At 36.3% G+C, this 20204-nt stretch carries 21 protein-coding genes and 1 other annotated feature; of the genes, 3 read left to right on the forward strand and 18 right to left on the reverse strand.

The features are described from left to right. Positions 1-165 precede the first annotated feature (165 nt). The 15 genes from rplT to ytpR form a co-directional block, all read right to left on the reverse strand. The gene (rplT, locus tag PECL_RS05430) at positions 166-519 is read right to left on the reverse strand and encodes a 50S ribosomal protein L20 (protein ID WP_014215591.1); all 354 of its coding nucleotides are present in this window, start codon (positions 517-519) and stop codon (positions 166-168) included. A 47-nt stretch (positions 520-566) separates the two neighbouring features. Then, a complete protein-coding gene (rpmI, locus tag PECL_RS05435; protein WP_014215592.1) occupies positions 567-770 on the reverse strand; it encodes a 50S ribosomal protein L35 in 204 nt (67 codons plus the stop codon). Between the two features lie 18 nt (positions 771-788). After that, positions 789-1289: a translation initiation factor IF-3 gene (gene infC / locus PECL_RS05440; protein WP_041534749.1), complete on the reverse strand. Its 501-nt coding sequence runs from the start codon at positions 1287-1289 to the stop codon at positions 789-791. Positions 1290-1331: 42 nt separating this feature from the next. Continuing rightward, positions 1332-1457: a sequence feature (ribosomal protein L20 leader region), on the reverse strand. A 39-nt stretch (positions 1458-1496) separates the two neighbouring features. Next, entirely contained in the window at positions 1497-3440 is a 1944-nt protein-coding gene (thrS, locus tag PECL_RS05445) for a threonine--tRNA ligase (protein ID WP_014215594.1), read from the reverse strand. Between the two features lie 289 nt (positions 3441-3729). Continuing rightward, the gene (dnaI, locus tag PECL_RS05450; protein WP_041534625.1) at positions 3730-4656 is read right to left on the reverse strand and encodes a primosomal protein DnaI; all 927 of its coding nucleotides are present in this window, start codon (positions 4654-4656) and stop codon (positions 3730-3732) included. A gap of 2 nt (positions 4657-4658) precedes the next feature. Next, a complete protein-coding gene (locus PECL_RS05455) occupies positions 4659-6017 on the reverse strand; it encodes a replication initiation and membrane attachment family protein (protein ID WP_014215596.1) in 1359 nt (452 codons plus the stop codon). 1 nt (position 6018) lies between these two features. Further along, on the reverse strand, positions 6019-6492 hold the full coding sequence (gene nrdR / locus PECL_RS05460; RefSeq protein ID WP_014215597.1) for a transcriptional regulator NrdR: 474 nt from the start codon (positions 6490-6492) through the stop codon (positions 6019-6021). A 17-nt stretch (positions 6493-6509) separates the two neighbouring features. Next, the gene (coaE, locus tag PECL_RS05465; RefSeq protein WP_014215598.1) at positions 6510-7103 is read right to left on the reverse strand and encodes a dephospho-CoA kinase; all 594 of its coding nucleotides are present in this window, start codon (positions 7101-7103) and stop codon (positions 6510-6512) included. Beyond that, the gene (mutM, locus tag PECL_RS05470) at positions 7096-7935 is read right to left on the reverse strand and encodes a DNA-formamidopyrimidine glycosylase (protein WP_014215599.1); all 840 of its coding nucleotides are present in this window, start codon (positions 7933-7935) and stop codon (positions 7096-7098) included. Before mutM ends, coaE begins: the two co-directional genes overlap by 8 nt. Before the next feature lie 12 nt (positions 7936-7947). Next, positions 7948-10605 (reverse strand): DNA polymerase I, encoded by a 2658-nt coding sequence (polA, locus tag PECL_RS05475; protein WP_014215600.1) that lies wholly within the window; start codon positions 10603-10605, stop codon positions 7948-7950. Between the two features lie 156 nt (positions 10606-10761). Next, entirely contained in the window at positions 10762-11232 is a 471-nt protein-coding gene (locus PECL_RS05480) for a glutathione peroxidase (RefSeq protein ID WP_014215601.1), read from the reverse strand. A gap of 158 nt (positions 11233-11390) precedes the next feature. Beyond that, entirely contained in the window at positions 11391-12089 is a 699-nt protein-coding gene (locus tag PECL_RS05485) for a Bax inhibitor-1/YccA family protein (RefSeq protein ID WP_014215602.1), read from the reverse strand. Positions 12090-12209: 120 nt separating this feature from the next. Further along, on the reverse strand, positions 12210-13523 hold the full coding sequence (murC, locus tag PECL_RS05490; RefSeq protein WP_014215603.1) for a UDP-N-acetylmuramate--L-alanine ligase: 1314 nt from the start codon (positions 13521-13523) through the stop codon (positions 12210-12212). Between the two features lie 15 nt (positions 13524-13538). Then, positions 13539-15491 carry a DNA translocase FtsK gene (locus PECL_RS05495; protein ID WP_014215604.1) on the reverse strand — a complete coding sequence of 651 codons (1953 nt, stop codon included), beginning with the start codon at positions 15489-15491 and terminating at the stop codon, positions 13539-13541. An 18-nt stretch (positions 15492-15509) separates the two neighbouring features. After that, positions 15510-16151, reverse strand: a complete 642-nt coding sequence (gene ytpR / locus PECL_RS05500; protein ID WP_014215605.1) for a YtpR family tRNA-binding protein — start codon at positions 16149-16151, stop codon at positions 15510-15512. 69 nt (positions 16152-16220) lie between these two features. Here ytpR and PECL_RS05505 point away from each other — a divergent pair, with 69 nt between their 5' ends. Next, a complete protein-coding gene (locus PECL_RS05505) occupies positions 16221-16550 on the forward strand; it encodes a PepSY domain-containing protein (protein WP_014215606.1) in 330 nt (109 codons plus the stop codon). Between the two features lie 60 nt (positions 16551-16610). On the opposite strand, the gene trmB is transcribed toward PECL_RS05505, so the two are convergent. From trmB to PECL_RS05520, 3 genes are read right to left on the reverse strand one after another with little or no spacing between them, the layout of a single operon-like run. Next, a complete protein-coding gene (gene trmB / locus PECL_RS05510; RefSeq protein ID WP_014215607.1) occupies positions 16611-17252 on the reverse strand; it encodes a tRNA (guanosine(46)-N7)-methyltransferase TrmB in 642 nt (213 codons plus the stop codon). Then, on the reverse strand, positions 17249-18454 hold the full coding sequence (locus PECL_RS05515) for an ABC transporter permease (RefSeq protein ID WP_014215608.1): 1206 nt from the start codon (positions 18452-18454) through the stop codon (positions 17249-17251). The genes trmB and PECL_RS05515 overlap by 4 nt, the downstream gene beginning before the upstream one ends. Beyond that, positions 18447-19181, reverse strand: a complete 735-nt coding sequence (locus tag PECL_RS05520) for an ABC transporter ATP-binding protein (protein WP_014215609.1) — start codon at positions 19179-19181, stop codon at positions 18447-18449. Before PECL_RS05520 ends, PECL_RS05515 begins: the two co-directional genes overlap by 8 nt. A 193-nt stretch (positions 19182-19374) precedes the next feature. Between PECL_RS05520 and PECL_RS05525 the strand changes: the two genes are divergently transcribed. Both PECL_RS05525 and PECL_RS05530 read left to right on the forward strand, forming a co-directional pair. Next, positions 19375-19812, forward strand: a complete 438-nt coding sequence (locus PECL_RS05525) for an HIT family protein (protein WP_014215610.1) — start codon at positions 19375-19377, stop codon at positions 19810-19812. Beyond that, positions 19809-20159: a hypothetical protein gene (locus PECL_RS05530; protein ID WP_014215611.1), complete on the forward strand. Its 351-nt coding sequence runs from the start codon at positions 19809-19811 to the stop codon at positions 20157-20159. The genes PECL_RS05525 and PECL_RS05530 overlap by 4 nt, the downstream gene beginning before the upstream one ends. Positions 20160-20204 lie beyond the last annotated feature (45 nt).

Here is a 20204-nt window from a genome sequence, read left to right on the forward strand (position 1 = left end):
ACTTTTAGTAACTGATTATAGAACACATTAAAATCGTTTTCTACTAATAAGATTCCAGCTCAGATAAAAAGATAATTTATAGGACAAGGGGGGTATCTTAAAACTTGATATCTGATTAAAAAAGCCTACAACAAATTTATTATTTGTTGTAGGCTTTTTTTAAACTTAAAGTGACTTTTTAGCTTCATCGGCCAACGATGTGAATGCAGCTGCATCGTTAACAGCAAGATCAGCAAGCATCTTACGGTTAATATCAATACCAGCTTCCTTCAAACCATGCATTAACTTGCTGTAGCTTAAACCATTCATACGTGCTGCAGCGTTAATACGAGCAATCCATAACTTACGAAATTCACCCTTACGGTTACGACGATCACGGAATGCGTATAATCCTGACTTCATTACTTGGTCTTTAGCAACCTTAAATTGAATGTGCTTAGCACCGCGATAACCCTTAGCAAGCTTTAAAATACGTTTACGACGGCGATGTGTAACTGTTCCACCTTTTACTCGTGGCATAATAATTCCTCCTGTAACTGACGACTCAGTTTATCTTTTTCAATTAATTATTTACTGATTGTAGAAAGCATTTTGCTGTAACGTTTGATGTTAGTAACATCCATCATGCTTGTACCACGTAATTGGCGACGTTGTTTCTTTGTCTTACCGTGAAAGCGGTGACTTGTATAAGCATTACCACTCTTAAGTCCGCCGTTACCCGTTTTTTTAAAACGCTTAGCAGCAGCACGGTTTGTTTTCATCTTAGGCATAATAATAATCCTCCAATTTTATTTTTCTACTATTGGTGCTAATACAAGAAACATACTGCGTCCGTCCATCTTAGGTCTCGCTTCAACGGTCGAAACATCAGCAGCTTCTTTAGCCATTCTTTCCAAAACCCGACGTCCAATTTCTTTATGCGTAATTGCACGACCCTTGAATCGAATAGATACACGAACCTTATCACCTTTGGAAAGAAACTTTTTAGCATTCTTTAGTTTCGTGTTAAAATCATTTATATCAATTGTAGGACTAAGGCGGATTTCCTTAATACTAACAATCTTTTGACGTTTACGAGCTTCACGTTGCTTCTTTTGTTGCTCAAAACGGTACTTTCCATAATCCATGACCTTGGCCACAGGCGGCTTCGCCTTTGGTGAAACAAGTACTAAATCTAAGTTTGCGGATTCTGCTAAACTTAAGGCATCTGCCTTACTTTTAACACCTAGTTGATCTCCGTCAACCCCAATCAAACGAACCTCACGTGCGCGAATTCCGTCATTAACCATCATATCATTTGCTATGGTCCTTCACCTCCAAAAAAATCATCAGAGACAGCAGAAAAGCGGAATGGCACAATGCCACCCCGCTTCACGACTATACAATATAGTCTTCAACGTTTTTAGCCCGGCAACTTAATGTCACAAGGCGAGAAGCGGTGGCTTCTGCTTAATCCCAACTATAATAGTATACCAAATCATTAATATGTCGTCAAACTAATTAACTTTTCGACTATAATTATTAATTTCATTTTGAATATCTTGTATGAACTTATCACTCGAAACACTAGTCGAGTTTTCTTCACCATACTTACGAACACTTACTAAGTCACTCTCAAGCTCGCTGTCTCCAACAACCAAAATATATGGAATTTTTTGCGTTTGAGCTTCTCGAATCTTATATCCCATCTTTTCGTTACGATGATCAACAGAAACACGAACGTTGTTACCAGCAAGCTTCTTTTGCAACTGATCAGCATATTCGCCATGCAACTCATCATTAACCGGAATAATAGTTACTTGCTTAGGTGCAAGCCAAGTTGGGAAAGCCCCTTTATAAATTTCAGTTAAGTAAGCCGTAAACCTTTCCATCGTGGAAACCAATCCACGATGAATCATAACTGGGCGATGTTCTTCTCCATCAGCACCAACATAGTGTAAATCAAATTGTTTTGGAAGCATGAAGTCTAATTGAATCGTCGAAAGTGTTTCTTCATTCCCCATAGCCGTTTTAGTTTGAACATCTAACTTAGGACCATAGAATGCTGCTTCACCTTCTGCCTCGACATAATCCAATCCAAGGTCATCCATAGCGCCTTTTAACATGGACTGCGAATGATTCCATATTTCGTCATCATCAAAATATTTTTCAGTGTTCTCGGGATCACGATAACTTAAACGGAATGAATAGTCTTTAATATCAAAGTCAGCATAAACATCAACCATCAATCGTAAAATATCTTTAAATTCATCCTGAATTTGATCGGGTGTAACGAAAGTATGACCATCATTCAATGTCATTTCGCGAACTCGTTGTAGTCCAGAAAGTGCTCCTGATTTCTCATAACGATGCATCATTCCTAATTCAGCAATTCGGATAGGTAGCTCACGATATGATCGAATATGATGCTTGTACACCTGAATATGTGAAGGACAGTTCATAGGACGAAGTTCCAGCAATTCACCATCACCCATATCCATTGGAGGAAACATATCTTCACGATAATGTTGCCAATGTCCAGACGTTTTATACGCATCTAAATTCATTAGCACCGGTGTATAGACATGACTATATCCGTTTTGCACTTCTTTATCTACAATGTATCTTTCAATTGTACGCCGGATTGTTGCACCATTTGGCATCCAATATGGTAATCCAGCTCCAACTTTTGGATCCACGAAGAATAAATCAAGGTTATTTCCAATAACACGATGATCGCGCTCACGAGCTTCTTTTTGACGTTCAAGTTCCACTTCAAGATCTTTTTGTTTTAGAAATGCTGTTCCATATATACGTTGAAGCATAGGATTGCTTGATTTACCTTGCCAATATGCACCAGCTACTGATAAAAGCCTGAGAGCCTTCACGTCACCAGAATTTGGTAGCACAACAGCATCGCTAATAATCACGTTATCATTAACTTGATATACTTGTACACTACCATCTTTGGCATGTTCCTTTATAATCTGTGCTTGATATGGATCGCCGTCCACAATCTCAAGTGCTTCTTTTTCGCTAATTTGATCAGGCTTTAAATTAATTTTAGACTTAACCAAGTCTTTCATTGTGTCTTCAATTGCTGGTAGTTCATCAACACTGATTTGTTGATCATTTTTATCCGTATCAACATAGAATCCATGTTCAATATCACCAATCGTTCCAAAATGGACATTAGGATAAATTGTCTTAATGGCACTGTTTAATAACACAGCTGCGGTATTCCAAACAATAACATTTCCCTCATCTGAATTCTTAACCACAATTTCAATTGCTGCATCAGCCTTAATTGCAGTGTTAACCGATACTAAACTTCCATTTAACTTACCTGCAACGGCGTTCTTGGATAAACTATTGCTAATTGACTTAGCAACATCAAGCACACTTATACCTTGTTCGACTTCCCTTATACTTCCATCTGGAAAACTTAATTTGATACTCATATTTTCTCCTTCCAATAAAAAAGTCCCTAGCACTGTGTAATAACAGTACTAGGGACGCCAATTAACAATTTACGCGGTTCCACCCTCGTTACGATCACGCAAATGATCGTCACTTTATTATCCAATAACGATGGAAACCGGGACAGATTTTACCTGCCCTCACCCGAGTGGGAAACCTTTTTGTATATCATTTTCAGTCACGATGATATTCCCTGCAAAATTAAAAAGGTTACGTGTTCGGATTTAATTTAACTATATAACAACAATCATACTAAAAATTTAATACTTGTCAATCATTTCTGAAATTTTTTCCAACCATCTCAACCGGCACCATTAAAAAACGAATCCGCTCCATTAATCGCTTTGCTTTTAGTGGTTCATGCTCATTTCTTTGATTAACCGACAAATATTCGGTCTCGAGCTGGTCCATAGACATATTAGAGGTTATAAAAGTTGCAAGTTCTTCTTGCATTCTATACTCTAAAATGACCCCCAAAATATCATCACGAATCCAGCTATTACTGTTATCGGCCCCTAGGTCATCCAAAATTAAAATTGGAGCCGCCTTTAAAGCATTCAACTTTTCAGAAACAGAATTACTGCCAATAGAAGCTTTCATTTCCTCCGTAAAACTTGGAAAGTGCACCATTGTGGTTGCATACCCATTATTAGCAAGCTCATTAGCAAGGGCACCCATTAAGTATGTTTTTCCAACTCCAAAACTACCACTTAAATATAACCCCTTGTGAAAAATTCGAGGCTTGTCGGTGTAATCAATGAAGAATTGCATTGCTTTTTCAAATGCATCATTCCGACTTTCATCCCGGTAATACTGGTCAAAACTAGCATTCCGAATATTCTTAGCAATACTTATGGAATGTACAAGCTTACTTCGTTCCATAGCTTTTTGCTCCGCAATTTGGCGATCAGTTGGAACATACTCAATATCGATCAAGTGATTGCTCAAAACTAGGATAGGGCGGTAACCAGCATGAATATTCTTTCCATCCTGCTCACTTCGATCTCTCTCAGAAACATATTCATAGAGCTTAGCGGCGCTTCTTTCAATTGCATCTGAAGTCAAATCTTCGTGATGCTCTTCACAAAAATTAACTATGTCAGGATCTGAATAGACTTTTTTCATCATTTGTTGAAATTTTTGGTTCCATTGTCTCCGGTTCATTAAAATATTCAGCGTTTCCCTAACATTCTCCATCATTACACCTCCCTATTCCGATTTCTCAAAGCTTTTAACTGTTCCTCAACAGAAGAATTACTTACTTTTTTACTACCTTTTTTACCAGTATTAGCTTGTATGGATGACTTTTTTGCCCACTCTGGCAAAGTCTCTTTGGCGACGACTCTTCTACTACGGTGACTAGCTGATGCAGGAGTATTTTGTTTTTGCTTTCGCTCTTTAATCTGCTTAATAGCTTCCTCTGGATTCTTGATTCTTTTCTTACTCCAGTCACTAGCAATTGCATCAAAGAAATTTTTATTAACATTTGTATTATCCTGATCAACAATAACATAATAAATCAATATATTGATCACGCTTAATGGCAGTACCTTGCGATTTACCATTTGTTCAACCGTATAACGTTCAGACGAAGTTACAACTCCACCAACTTGGATCTTAAGGTCGCTTAAAAATTCAATAGGCGCTAGCTCACGTGCAATCTTTGCCAACCGCTTTTCGCTTTTTACCAAATCTTTGTCAGAGCTCACTTTATCTTCTTTTTCTTCCACCACTTGATTGTCGCTAAACTTCTCACGTTGATACTGAAAAACAGCAGATTTTAACTTGGCAAGATCAATTTCATTCGTTCTAAAATCAGTTGATTGGTTTATTAATTTTGCCATCTCTGTTTCACTTATGTTATACAAAGTCTGTTCAACCATGATTAAATCATAATTATCTTTTAAGCTTTTGGGGTCCACATAGCTTGTTTCTAGCAAACTGCTCAGCAGATTAAAATCAAAATTCTTATTTAAAACTGGATCATTATTTTTTTTCTCTGAACCAATTGCTCTTCCAGCCTGTTTTACCAGACTAGAACTATCCACCAAATTTTGTTCAACCTGGTATATATCCGCCAAGGTGCTAGAGATTTTCTGAAATCCATTAAAGTCATGTTTAGTTCGCTTAAAATAATTTACTAGTTTTTTAAATTCTTCTTCACCAGTATTTTGAAGTAGTAATGTTGTTAGAAAGTTGTCTTTAAAAAAAGTCGCTGGTTGAGCTGGCAGCAATAGTCGATAAATCAGACTACTGTGTCCATCCGCCGGTTTACGAAAAGTCTCCATTAATCCAAGAGCTTCCACATACTTACGACCATTATCTAATTCATTAATGTTAAGCCTCAAGTTTGAACACAAAAAGCTATTCAAATGTCGCTGCAATTGAAACTTATCGATTTCTGACACTTTCCAAAGTTCAATAATGAGGCTATACGCTTCTGATGGCATTAGTGGTCGATATAAAACATCTAAAGTTTCACGCTCAACACTATTTAATTGACGGTCATTATCAATGATAAAACTATCATTTGGTGCTATCACATACTTTTCAGCCACTCTAGTGCTCCTTGTTTTTTCGTTCCTTTTTTATCATTTCTTGTAACTCATTCATAAATACATTCATATCTTTAAATTGTCGATAAACACTTGCAAATCGAATATAGGCAATTTCATCAATGTCTGGTAGCAAATTCATAACATACTCACCAATTGCTTGACTTGAAACTTCACTTTCTCCAAGTGCTCTGACCTTATTCTCAACTTTATCCACAATATCTGTCATTTCATCCATCTTTACTGGACGTTTTTCTGCTGCCCTAATAAGACCGCGTAAAATTTTATCTCGATCAAATTCCTCACGGTTCCCATTCTTCTTAATCACTAACAATGGAGTAGCTTCGACACGTTCAAACGTTGTAAAACGAAATCCGCAGTTTTCACATTCACGGCGTCTGCGAATTACCCTTCCTTCGTCGGTAGGTCTACTATCCACTACCCTGGAGCTATTATTATTACAGTGCGGACATCTCAATCAATTCACCTCATAAATTATCTTACTAATAAGTTGTTTTCAAGCCATTTTAACACTTGTAATTCTGTATCGGCAATTGTTCCACTATTATCAATGACAATATCAGCAAGCTTTTTTTTGTCATTCAAGCTCATTTGTGCATTGATTCGTTCTTCTGCTTCTACATTTGAAAGGGAATCGCGTTGCTTCAATCTCGATATTTCAGTTACGCGATCTACTGCAACTACCATCAAAAAATCTACATCATTTTGATACCCTTGTTCTAAAAGGATTGGTGCGTCAAGTACTACTACCCTGTTATTCCTTTTAAAATGCTTCAATTGCTTTAATATCATCCGTCTAATTTTAGGTTGCACAATTTCATTTAAAACGTTCAAAGCATTTTCATTTTTAAAAACAATGCTTCCTAATTTTTTCCGATCAACGTGTTTCCCCGTAATAATTTCAGCGCCAAATTGTTTAATCAATGCTTTCTGTACACTTTTTTTTTGCAAAATCTCATGTGCAATTTTATCAGCATCAACGATCGGAAATCCAATTTTTTTAAAATAATCACTCACTGTAGATTTCCCAGTAGCAATTCCACCAGTTAATCCTATAACCTTAGTCATTTGGCAACCTCAGCTTTTGACAATGAGGACAAAAATGAGTCCCTCTTTGAGCAACTTTTATTTTCTCAATCAAGGTTCCACAACGTGGACAAGGTTTCCCTTGCCGGTGATATACATTTAGCTGATTCTGAAAACTTCCTGCGTGCCCCGCTGCATTAAGGTATGAAAAAACTGTCGTGCCATGTGCATTAATTGCACGTTCAAGTTCAGAAAAAATATTAAGGCGTAACGCCTTTATTTCTTCGTCTGTTAACGTATTAGATGGCTGTAACGGGTGTACCTTGGTTAGCCACAAAACCTCATCAACATAAATATTTCCTAACCCTGCCACGTTTGACTGATTGAGAAGAAAACTTTTCATCCCCACTTTTTTACTTCGTAACCTCTGCGATAAATACTCAAATGTCAATGTCTCGGGGGTTGGTTCCGGCCCAATTGTTGCTAATCCTCCTACTGTCAACTCTTTACCGCTTGGAACCAGGTTCATTCTTCCAAACTTACGTGTATCATTATATCTTAGATCGCTTCCATCGGTGAGTTCAAAGATAACATGATCATGCTTGCTAAGCGGCTCTGTATGAGGTAAAACAGCGTACTTTCCTTCCATCCTCAAATGAGAAACCATTGAAAGGTTTTCACTGAATCTAAATATTAAGTATTTCCCGCGTCTTTCAATATCCAGGATTTTCTTTCCCTTTAGTGCAGACTTAAATTCATCAGGATTTGGCGAAACCATTTTGTCATATCGCACATTCACCTGTTTGATCGTTTTACCCTTAACTAAAGCTTCTAGCCCACGTCTAACTGTTTCAACCTCCGGCAATTCAGGCATTATCTTCACTCCCTATTTGGCTTCATACCAATTATTTCCCCACGATGTTTCAACTTTAAGCGGAACCTTTAATTTCATTGCTGAATCCATCACACTAGGTACAAGTTTCTTAATTTCATTCATTTCTTCATCAGGCACCTCGAAAATCAATTCATCATGAACTTGTAGCAACATCTTTGTTTTTAAGTTTCTACTTTCAAGTTCTTGTTGCATTTTTATCATCGCAATCTTGATTATATCCGCTGCACTACCCTGAATTGGTGTATTCATTGCAGTTCTCTCCGCAAAAGACCTTTGACTAAAATTACTAGAGTTTATATCCGGTAAATATCTTCTACGGTGTGAAATTGTCTCTACATACCCTTGTTCCTTGGCAACTTTAACAATATTATCCACATAATTTTTTACCCCAGGAAATTCCTGGAAATAAGTTTCAATAAATTTTTTAGCATCGGATCGTGAAATTCCAATATTCTGAGAAAGACCATAATCACTAATACCATAGACAATCCCAAAATTTACAGCTTTGGCTTGCCTTCTAATATTAGGTGTAACTTCGGAAGCATCTTTCAAACCAAAAATTCTAACGGCAGTACTTGCATGAATGTCTTGATTCTCAATAAAGGCTTCCTGCATGTTCTTATCACCGGTTAGGTGTGCCAGCACACGCAACTCAATTTGAGAATAATCGGATGATAAAATGTGCCATCCTTCCTTTGAGGGTACGAAAGCTTGTCGAATCTTCTTTCCTTCATCAATTCGAACGGGAATATTCTGTAAATTAGGTTCAATTGATGATAATCGCCCCGTTTGGGTTAAAGTTTGAATGTATGTTGTGTGAATTTTTTGATCTTTCGAATGTACAACTTTTAAAAGGCCTTCAACATAGGTAGATTGGATCTTTGAAATAGTTCGATAGTTTAAAATATCATCAACAATATCAGATTCCCCACGTAGTTTTTCAAGAACATCAACCGCTGTTGAGTATCCTGTCTTGGTTTTCTTGATAATTGGCAAACGCATTTTTTCGAATAAAATCCGTCCTAATTGTTTAGGAGAGTTTATATTGAACTCTTCACCCGCCAAACGGTAAATTTCACCTTCTATTTCACTTAATCGTTCAGCAAATTCACTTTGCATTTGGATTAACCGATTGGAATCTACTCTAATTCCGCTGATTTCCATTTTTGCCAAAACTATTGCAAGGGGCAATTCGATTTCCCAATAAAGTTTATCCTGCTCATTTTGCTTCAACTCGCCATCCAAGGCTTTTCCTAAAACCTCTATTGCTTTACCCTTATTCGCCAGATGCTGAAAAAAGGTTTGATCATCATCTGGAATAGACAACTTTGCACCAGTGCCGTACACGTCAGCATCGGATTCCACATTATAATAAGCATGTTGTTGAGCTAATAAACCTAAATCATTAGAATTCTCATTAGTATCAAGTAAATATGATTGTAATAAAACGTCGTAATTAAAACATTGAGCATTAATTTCTAGTCTATTCAAGCCCACATAGGTTCGCTTGCTATCAAAAACATTTAATTTTACGTCAATATTTTCAATCAAATCTTTAATGGTTGGAAGTTTGAGTAACTCGACATTCCGGGAAACAAACCACTTTTCATCGTTGCCTATTACAAAACCCGCAAAACTTGATAAATGATAATTTTTTTCAGGCATTTCTAAATACAAAGATACTTCATTACCTAAGCTCTCCATTGCCTTATCTAAATTCGCTTTTGTTAACTCTTGAAATTGTGTTTGCTCTACTTCTTTCAGCCCACCAGATTTTTGAAATTTTTTTAAATAGGATTTAAATCCCATTTTTTGATAAAAATCAATTAGGTATTCTTCGTTAATTCCTTTATATTCAAGTTGATCCAATCCAATTTTTAGAGGGGAATCACGATCAATTGTTGCCAATTTTTTTGATAAAAATGCATTATCTTCATCTTCGATAAGGTGCTCTTTCATCTTGCTTTGCTTTAGATCATCAATGTGGTCGTATAAATTTTCAACACTTCCAAACTGGTCAATCAGCTTTAAGGCGGTCTTTTCACCAACTTTAGTTACGCCAGGATAATTATCTGAGCTGTCTCCCATTAACCCCTTTAAATCAATCACTTGCGTAGGTGTCACACCTAACTTTTCTTTCAAATGCTCTGGAGTATAATCTTCAACCTCGGTAACGCCCTTAACGGTAACAGCCACTGTGGTCTTATCACTGACTAACTGAGTTAAATCACGGTCACCCGTCACTATTGTGACACGATATCCAAGCTTTTCTGCTTCTAAGGACAAAGTTCCAATAATATCATCAGCTTCATAATCAGCCAATTCGTACGACTTTATTCCGTATCCTGTTAGCAAATCACGTAAATATGGCATTTGCTCTGTTAATTCCGAAGGTGTTTTGGCACGTCCCCCCTTGTAATTGGTATACATTTTTGTCCTAAAGGTTGTCTTTCCAGCATCAAAAGCAACTAAAGCATCTGTTGGGTTTACATTATCCAAGATAATATCTAGCATTTTATTAAAACCATAAATAGCATTAGTATGCAATCCATCAGCATTAGTGAATCGACTTAGTGAATTTTGTAATGCAAAAAAAGAACGAAACGCAATACTGTTCCCATCAATCAAAAGTAATCGTTTATCAGTCATAATTTTCCTCCGTTTATCCTATCTACATCATACCAAAAATGCAACAAAGCACGAAGTCTTTAGTCAAAAATTATATCAATGATAAGCACTTTTCCCATTACATGTTTTTTAGAAAAGAATCAATCACGTTTAACCAATGCCTTATCGTTCCAAGTCTTATTTCTTAATTGCATCCTCAATATCCGCAATCATTTTTTGGGGTGTTGTTATCGGTGCGTACCTTTTAATTAAGTGTCCATCTCTATCAATTAGAAACTTAGTAAAATTCCACTTAATTCTGCCGTTACCGGATGTTTCTTTTAAATACGTAAACAGCTGATCCTCATCTTTACCATTCACAACAACTCTCTTAGTCATTGGAAAAGTAACTCCGTAATGCATCTGACAATAATCGAGGGTCTCTTCATCAGATTTCAATTCCTGTTTAAATTGATTTGAAGGTAGCCCTAGTATTTCAAGCCCCTTACTATGATACTCATTATAAATTTCTTCAAGCGTCTCTAATTGTGGTGCAAACCCACACTTACTAGCAGTGTTTACGACTATTACAACTTTTCCTTTATACTCAGCAAAATTAATCTTCTTCCCATCCATCTCTGTTTCTGAAAAATCATAAAATGTTGTCATAATATCTCACTTTCATTAAATTTTTTTCAATATTATTTTCTTCAATATTTCAGAGATAATATCTATGTTTCTTGAAATTTTTAATTGTAAATTTAGTATATAAAAAGAAGTTGCATCAAAACAATTGATTACAACTTCTAATATCTAAAGGTTAAATTTTAATCTCGGCTTCCCCATCCAAAAATCATAAGGAAATACTGAAATAAATTAATAAAATCAAGATAAAGACTGAAAGCTCCCTGTAAAGCCAGTCCAGTTTCTGAAACTTGGTCACCATAGCTAAGGTACATATTTTTCATCTGTGCCGTGTTATACATGGATAATCCCGCGAACACAAGAATCCCAATAATTGAAAACACAAAAACAACGGCGCTACTATGAATGAAAAGCATATTGATAAATGATACAACAATCATCCCAATTAATGCTGCTAAGAGTTGCGTACCCATCTTGCTAAGGTCCCGCTTCGTAGTCAGACCTATCAACGCCATTACAACGAACGTAACTGTCGCAGCAAAGAAGGCCCCTGCTATCGTAGCAGCACTATAAACAAGGAAAATGGCTGACAGTGAAAATCCAAAGAATCCCGCAAATCCAAAGAGCATCAAAAATCCGGTCATTGGATTTTGCAAAGCAGAGCGCTGTCCAAACATACTAAACAGGAATAATCCACCAAAGATGAGCCAATACGCAAGCCTATTATTCATAAAAGTAATGTACTGTGGTCGCCAAACAGTGGCCCCCATAAAGGAAATAATGCCTGAAAAGGCAACTGCCGCCGCCATCCACCCGTACATCTTAGTTAAAAATCGATTTAACCCTACTTGGGTATTAATTACATTTCTAGGTTCTTCCAATTAAATTGCCCCTTTTCTCTATTTGAGTGCAATTGTACCAGCTTTTAACTCATAATTCGAGTTTTTAAACGTCAAATGGTCAACAAAAGTCAAATTTATACATTTCTTAAATTTGTTTTTCTAACCCTTAATAGCAGCCTTATAATCATCTTCATATTTTCCAATATCGCCAGCGCCCATGAAAACTAGTACCGCATCATGTAAGTCTAATAATGCTTGTAAATCATTCTCATGAATTATTTTGGTATCATTTCCAATTTTATCAGCTAGATCCTTTGAAGAAACTTTACCCTCAGACTCACGAGCAGAGCCAAATATTTCAGTTAAAATCACCTGATCAGCCAAACTCAAACTCTTTGCAAATCCATCTAATAACGCTGCAGTCCTCGAATATGTATGTGGCTGAAAAACGGCTACAACTTTTTTGTCAGGATACTTTTGTCTTGTAGCATCAATTGTTGCTTTGATTTCAGATGGGTGATGAGCGTAATCATCAATAAGGACGTTGTCACCAACTTTTTCTTCGGAGAAGCGGCGCTTAACTCCTTGATAACTCATTAGCTCACGCTTAATAAGATCTAAATCAATCGATTCGAAGTAACTGACAGCAATAACGGCCAAACTATTTAAAACATTATGCTCTCCAAAAAGGGGTATTTCAAAATGCCCTATTTTTTTACCATGATGAACTACGTCAAACTCCGACCCCGTTGTAGTCCTCTCAACATTTTGCGCCTGAAAATCATCATTCTCACTTGTACCGTAATAATAGATGGGAACATCCGCATGCAAGCTTCTTAGACCTTTGTCATCACCCCAAGCAAAAATACCTTTTTTTACTTGTAATGCTACTTTCTGGAAGGCACTTTGAACATCAGCAAGATCCTTGTAATAGTCCGGATGATCAAAATCTACATTTGTCATAATCATATAATCTGGGTGGTATGCAATAAAGTGTCGTCGATATTCGTCTGCCTCAAACACAAAGAAACGAGCGTCAGGTATACCTTTACCCGTCCCATCTCCTATTAAATAACTAGTTGGAGCAACACCACTAAGAACATGGGAAAGGAGACCAGTTGTACTTGTTTTACCATGTGTCCCAGCAACGCCAATGCTTGTATATGAACCCAACATTTGACCTAATAGTTCATGATAACGGATTACTTCGAGGTTCATAGCACGAGCACGCTCAATTTCCGGGTGCTGATCAGTGAAGGCGTTACCGGCAATTACCACCATTCCATCTTTTAAATTATTGGGATCAAAAGATAAAATTTTAATTCCAGCAGCTTCTAACCCTTTTTGTGTAAAAGTGTACTGATCAATATCTGATCCAATAACTTTAAATCCTTCATCATGTAATATTAGTGCTAAAGAACTCATTCCAGAACCTTTTATTCCTACAAAAAAATAAATTTTCTCTTTATCCACGTTAGAGCACTCCTATCATTTTTTATTTTCTTCTTCACCACTATAATAGACATCACGTGGCTTAGATCCTCGAGCCTCAGACACGTATCCTAATTCTTCAAGTTGATCAATCATTGTAGCAGCACGATTATATCCAATTGAAAACATCCTCTGTAACTTGGAAGTAGATACTGTATCTTCGTTCGCAATATACTTCAAAACATCACCCATCAATTCATCTGAATTATCCGTTTGAGCCACTGCTTCTTTCAACTCAGTCGGATTAAACATATACTGTGGCGGTGCTTGTCCTCGAACATACTCTGTAATTTCGTCAATTTCATCTTCAATATATGCACCTTGCAAGCGAACGGGGCGACTAGCACCGTTCCCGAGAAATAACATATCTCCTCTTCCAAGCAAACGTTCCGCTCCAGCGTGATCAAGAATCGTACGCGAATCAATTTGACTAGAAACCATGAATGCAACCCGAGTTGGAATGTTATTTTTTATAAGACCTGTAACGACATCCACACTTGGCCTCTGAGTTGCAATAATCAAATGAATTCCAGCTGCACGGGCTTTTTGGGTGATACGCACAATATAATCTTGAACTTCGGAAGACGCTACCATCATCAAATCCGCCAACTCATCAATGATTACAACGATATACGGCATTTTGTTAGCGTCATCACCAACTTTTTCTGCCTTTTTATTAAATTGCTCAATATTTCTCGCACCCGCAGCAGCTAGTTTTTCGTAACGTTGATCCATTTCTTTTGTAACCCATTTTAACGCTGCTGAAGCTGCCTTTGGATCAGAAATAACTGGTGATAACAAATGTGGCAAATTGTTGTATGGGGCAAGTTCAACTGCCTTAGGATCAATTAAAAGTAACCTTAATTCTTTTGGCGTTGCTTTATATAATAGTGAAACTAACAAACTATTAATAAAGACTGATTTTCCAGAACCAGTAGCACCTGCAATCAATCCATGCGGCATCTTACGCAAGTCGTAAACCCGAGGTTGTCCAAATAAATCAACTCCGATCGCAACGGTTAAGGGCGACTCACTATTTCTAAAAGCATCTGAATCAATAATTTCTGACAATAAAACTGGCCTAGATTTAAGATTTGGTACTTCGATCCCAACAGTACTTTTCCCTGGAATAGGAGCCTCAATTCTAATATCACGAGCCGCTAATTGTAATTTCAAATCATCTGCCAAATTAGTTATTTTATTAACTTTAACTCCTCTGCCAAGTTCGATTTCAAATTGCGTGACAGTAGGACCCACTGTCCAATTTGCTACACTCGCATTAACCCCAAACGCACTCAGAGCATCATTAAGTCTCTGAGCCAAATCTTTTACCCATTCAGAAGTATTTTCAGCTGTCCTGATAGGATCTGGTAACATTGAAACCTTAGGGAAATTATATCCACGAATCATTTCTGAATGTTCATCCACCTGATTAGACGTTAGAGCAGACTTAGGTACTTCTACATCAAAATCTGGAGTTGGTTCTTCAAATATACGGTGACGTCGGTGATTGGAAGAAAAGTTGCTTGTTGAAAGTTCTCTTGACACTTCTCCACTTGTTAAACTGGATTCTGTTAACTGACTACTTACGCTTATTGATTGTGAATCAAGTCTCGTACTACTCTGCATGTCACTCCGACTATCCAATTCTTTCGCTGGATAACTTTCTGAACGTGTTATCGATTCTCTAGGCATAGATTCAGACTTAAGATGACTTCGCGGTACAAATTTAGAAGTCTCACCTTGTTTGTTCTCCTGAAAAGTTTTATCTTGCCTCGTTATTTTTTTTAAGTGCTTAACTTCTTTTTCATCAATTGCCGGCTTAAATTTTTTTTCAGTTTTAAAAAGGCCATTTTCAACTTGATCTTGGCCTTGTGGATCTTTAAATTCTAATCTTTCTTCTTCTTTTTTCTTTTTTCGAAAAAAGGCTGGCCCATCATACTTACCCATACTTACCCCTAACTAGTACTAATCAAATAAGTGATTTCCTCGTTCAAAGTCAAACGCATCACCAAGCTTAAAGTGGTCATCATTCTCGGGTAAAATTAGTGCACCCTTCTTTTGAGGAGCATTTTTCAAACCAAGCTCTCTTCCAGATACAATCATACCGTCACTTTTAACGCCGCGAAGTTCTCCTGGCCAAATAATCGTTCCGTTTGGCATCATAGCACCAACTTTAGCCACAACTACTTTAATATCTGCTTTCATGTTTGGTGATCCGCTGACTAACTGTAATGTTTCTCCATTACCTATTTCAGTTTCTGTAATTAGCAAATGATCTGAGTCAGGATGCGGAGTAGTTGATTTTACGTATCCAACTACAAATTTAGGATCTCTATCCACAGTTAATAATGTTTCAAAACCAGCTTTATTCAGGAGATCATTTAGAGTTTCGATTTGCGAATCATTTAATTGTACTTGCCCAATTTCATCTATTTTCATCACTTTAGAAATATTCAAAAAATTAATTCCAATTACTTTGCCACTATTTGTATCCGTAATTTGGGCAATATTATCTTTTACTTCTACCTGCTGTTCATCAGCATCTGGTCCTAAAATTGTAACTAATATATCTCCCCATGCTTGAGGATTGTAACTAGAAATAAGCATCCGTATCCCTCTTTATTCAATTATTAATTATGTTAAAATGGTTGTAAAATAATGATTGGAAGTGTTTTCATGTCAATAAAACGTTTGAAATTTTTTATCATTAGTTCTGCCGTCGCAACAGCTTTTGTAGCAGGCGTCGGTTTATCAAACTATCTCAAGGCACACCGTAAGCTCAATTCAAAAACTGTTCTTCGTAAGGTTCGAAACGGCTTTTCAGCAGAAGATAGACCAATCGAAGGAACATGGATTGAAGCAAAATCTGAAGAACTTAACCGCAACGGGTTACACGCTTTTGTGTACTATGGTGGAATCTCCCGTTATGAGGATGGAAAACTGGTCCAATATGAGTTTATAGCTGACGCATACACCGGTACCTTGATTGATATATATCGTCTGTAAAATTTGACATATGCTTCGCAAACTTTTTTGTATAAATAGTTTGCGTTTTATTTTAGCTTTTTAAATAAAATGCGCCTTTAATTTATAAATTGGTTGTCCTTTGACGCTAAACCTATGTTCATATTCCGTCTCAACATTCTCAACGTTTTCATCACTTTTGTGCAAATCAAGCCACACATTATCAAACTCCATACCGTAGTTATTCAAACTAACTAGCGAATATTCAAACAATCCTTGATTATCAGTCTTGAATTCAATAATACCATTATCAATCAATATTTGTTTATAGACTTTTAGAAAGCTCTTAAAAGTGAGCCTTCTTTTTTCGTGACGAGTTTTGGGCCAGGGATCAGAAAAATTCAAGAAAACTTTGCTAATTTCTCCGTCATCAAAATAGTCGGTTAAATCCGCACCATCTGCATATAACAATTGCAAATTAGGTAAAGTAAATTCCAAAGCATTTTTGAGCGCAATTCCCACTACTGTTTTCTGGATTTCAATACCAATGAAATTATAATCCGGATATTTTTTTGCCATGTTAATTACAAATTGTCCCTTTCCCATACCGACTTCTATAAATATGGGTTGTTTTCTTGCAAACCGCGTCTGCCATTTTCCTTTAAGATCCTGACCATGCTCTACTATTAATTCGGGGTGTTCAGGTATTAACTCAATTGCCCAAGGCTTATTTCTAACTCTCATATCTGTTCTCCTACTTTTTTTACGTACCTAGGTATAAACCAGAGTGTAACTAAAAAAATTACAATGATTTGCCCCAAAATGATCCACATTAAATCTATAAAACCAGACATAGAAATTGTAGATGCAATGATTAAAACTATGCTAAAACCAATCGATAATTTTAATATAATTTTTCGCAAAGCTTTCTGCGCTACATCAGTTTCCAATGGATATATCTTAGTAAGCACATTCTGTCCTACTTGAGGATAAACTGCCACTGCTTGTACTGCCATTAAATAAAGTGATACGGCCGAGATTAAGACTTTAAGTTCTAAATTAGACGAAAATCCAATAATTAAAACTGCAATTACTAACAGCCTCAAAACTAAACTACCTAACTCCCCGCCCCTCAAAATAGTACGGCCATAAATATATTCAAAAGGTGAACTTGACTTAGGCGATAAAAGCAAAATAAGTGGATCTAAATAACGTCGCCGTTTTGACTTTGTTTCTAGCTGAGGAACATTGGTAAACAAACTAAAAAAACGATATAAACCATTCATTCGTTTGGCTTCAAAGCTAATTGCGGATAGCCAATCAAAGTTCCCATGATGATCAGAAGTAAGCAAAAGCAAGCCACCAATAATAATTGTAATGGCAAACGAAAAAAATGGATTGATTTCTAACCCTAGCATCGCTACTGCTATAGCACCAATCAATTTGTACCACCATTTCATCTTCCACTTATTAAAAAAAAATTGTTGATAATCTAATTTCAAATTAATAAGACTAACGAAGATCATTTGTAAGCTAAATACTGTAGCCAACAGCCACATACGCAAAATCAATCCCAATAAAGGGGTCGCAATTAATAAAACAATTATCATTATTAAAAAACGAGAAAAAGCAGTTAATCGATAAGAATGTTTTACAAAGTCTTTTGAAATTAAATTTTCTTGCGGTAATAAGAATATTTTATCAGGCTCCTGTAATAGCAAAACCGGTTTACCTAAAATTGCCGCAAAAGACGTGGCAACAATCACTAATGGTCTAATTAATAGATTACTAGAGGATATTCCGCTCAGCCATGAAGAATACGCCAGTCCTACTCCGCCCACGAAGAACATCATTGCTAGCACTAAGTGATCATTCAACACATATCTTAAATACTTAAAAATCATTTTGTGATAAGCTTGATTTCGTTTACGCCATAACTCACTCATCTACATTCTCCCTTACTATTGATAAATATATGTCAGATAGTGAAGCCGCGGGCATCTCGTATTTGGTTTGAAATTCTTTTAGATCACCTACTTCGAGCATTTTACCGTCGTTAATTAAAGCAAAGCGATCACAATATTTTTCTGCTGTGTCCAAAACATGAGTTGACATTAATATTGCAGCACCTTGTTTTTTCCGATGATCTATTAATGATAACAAATCATCTGTCGCCAACGGATCCAATCCTAAAAAAGGCTCATCAATTATAAATAAATCAGCATTAGTAATAAATGCGCAAACAATCATTACCTTCTGCTTCATTCCTTTTGAAAAATTTGCTGGAAACCACTTTAGTTTATTATCTAATCGAAACGTTTTAAGAAGCTGATGTGCAGTTTCCCAAGCAGCCTTCTTATCCAAATCATATGCTTTAATTGTTAATTCAATGTGTTCACTGAGAGTTAAATCATCATACAGTATTGGAAATTCTGGAATATAAGCCAAGTGTTTTTTAAATTCCACAGGATTCATACTCAAATTAATTCCGTTTACTTCAATACTCCCCTTTTGGGGACGTAATAAACCAATAATATGGTTGATAGTAGTCGATTTTCCAGCGCCATTCAAGCCGATTAATCCCAATAACTCGCCAGAATTAACTTCAAAATTCAAATTTTTAATAACAGGAACTGCCGTGTAACCGCCCGTTAAATTGTTTACTTTTAACAAATTTCCACCTCCTATAAGGAAGAATTTCACTTTCATCATTATAACATAGTGAATTTTCTCAGCTCTCTCTTTTAAAGAGTATTAATTAGGTCTTCTTCTCACTCATGGCTTCCTTCAAGGACTACATTTTCAAATATTTATCCACCACCATTTTTAATGTATAATGCATGTATACAACACGGAGGTACCTAAAATGGATGAAAATTGTATTTTTTGTAAAATTGTTGCAGGTATAATACCTAGTTACACAGTCTACGAAGATGACACCGTAAAAGCTTTTCTAGACTTGTCCCAAACAACACCAGGTCACACACTTGTAATTCCAAAGAAACACATCGCAAATATTTATGAATACAACCCTGATCTCGCTGCTAATATTTTCTCTCACATTCCAATGATTGCCACTGCAATTAAGAATTCTGATCCTAAAATCAAGGGTTTAAACATTATAAATAATAATGGTGAATTAGCCGGGCAAACCATTTTTCATTCTCATTTTCACATTATTCCAAGATATAGCAACTCAGACACGTTTTCAGTAAACTTTACTGATAATAGCCATTCATATTCAGAAGATGAATTAACCACCATCCAAGCTCAAATTAAAAATACGTTGGAGAAAAGCAAATGACAAAAAAACATTCTTTTATTAAAGCCACCATTGGTACATGGGCAGTAGTTAAGGTTGTTACTTATTTAGTTGACCATCCTCATTTTATCCGCGATTCCAAGCGAACTGTTGAAGAGTACCTTGATGCCGTCAGCCAGCTTTCACAGTCTACTAAAAACTTACGTCAGAACTCTAACAGATTACAAAATGAGCTTAAAAAAACTCAAAAAACAGTCGATGAAATTAGTAACTCTGTTGACCATTTTGAATTTAAGTTGGAACCCCGCCTTGAAAAAATTCAAGAATTGCAAACTCATATGCAAAATGAAATGAATAGTTTAGAAAATCGTATTTCTTCCAAAAAATGAAAATAGATTGAACTTTTTTTAAAGTTTAACAGTATTAATTTGGAA

Source organism: Pediococcus claussenii ATCC BAA-344 (genome assembly GCF_000237995.1).
Classification (GTDB): domain Bacteria; phylum Bacillota; class Bacilli; order Lactobacillales; family Lactobacillaceae; genus Pediococcus; species Pediococcus claussenii.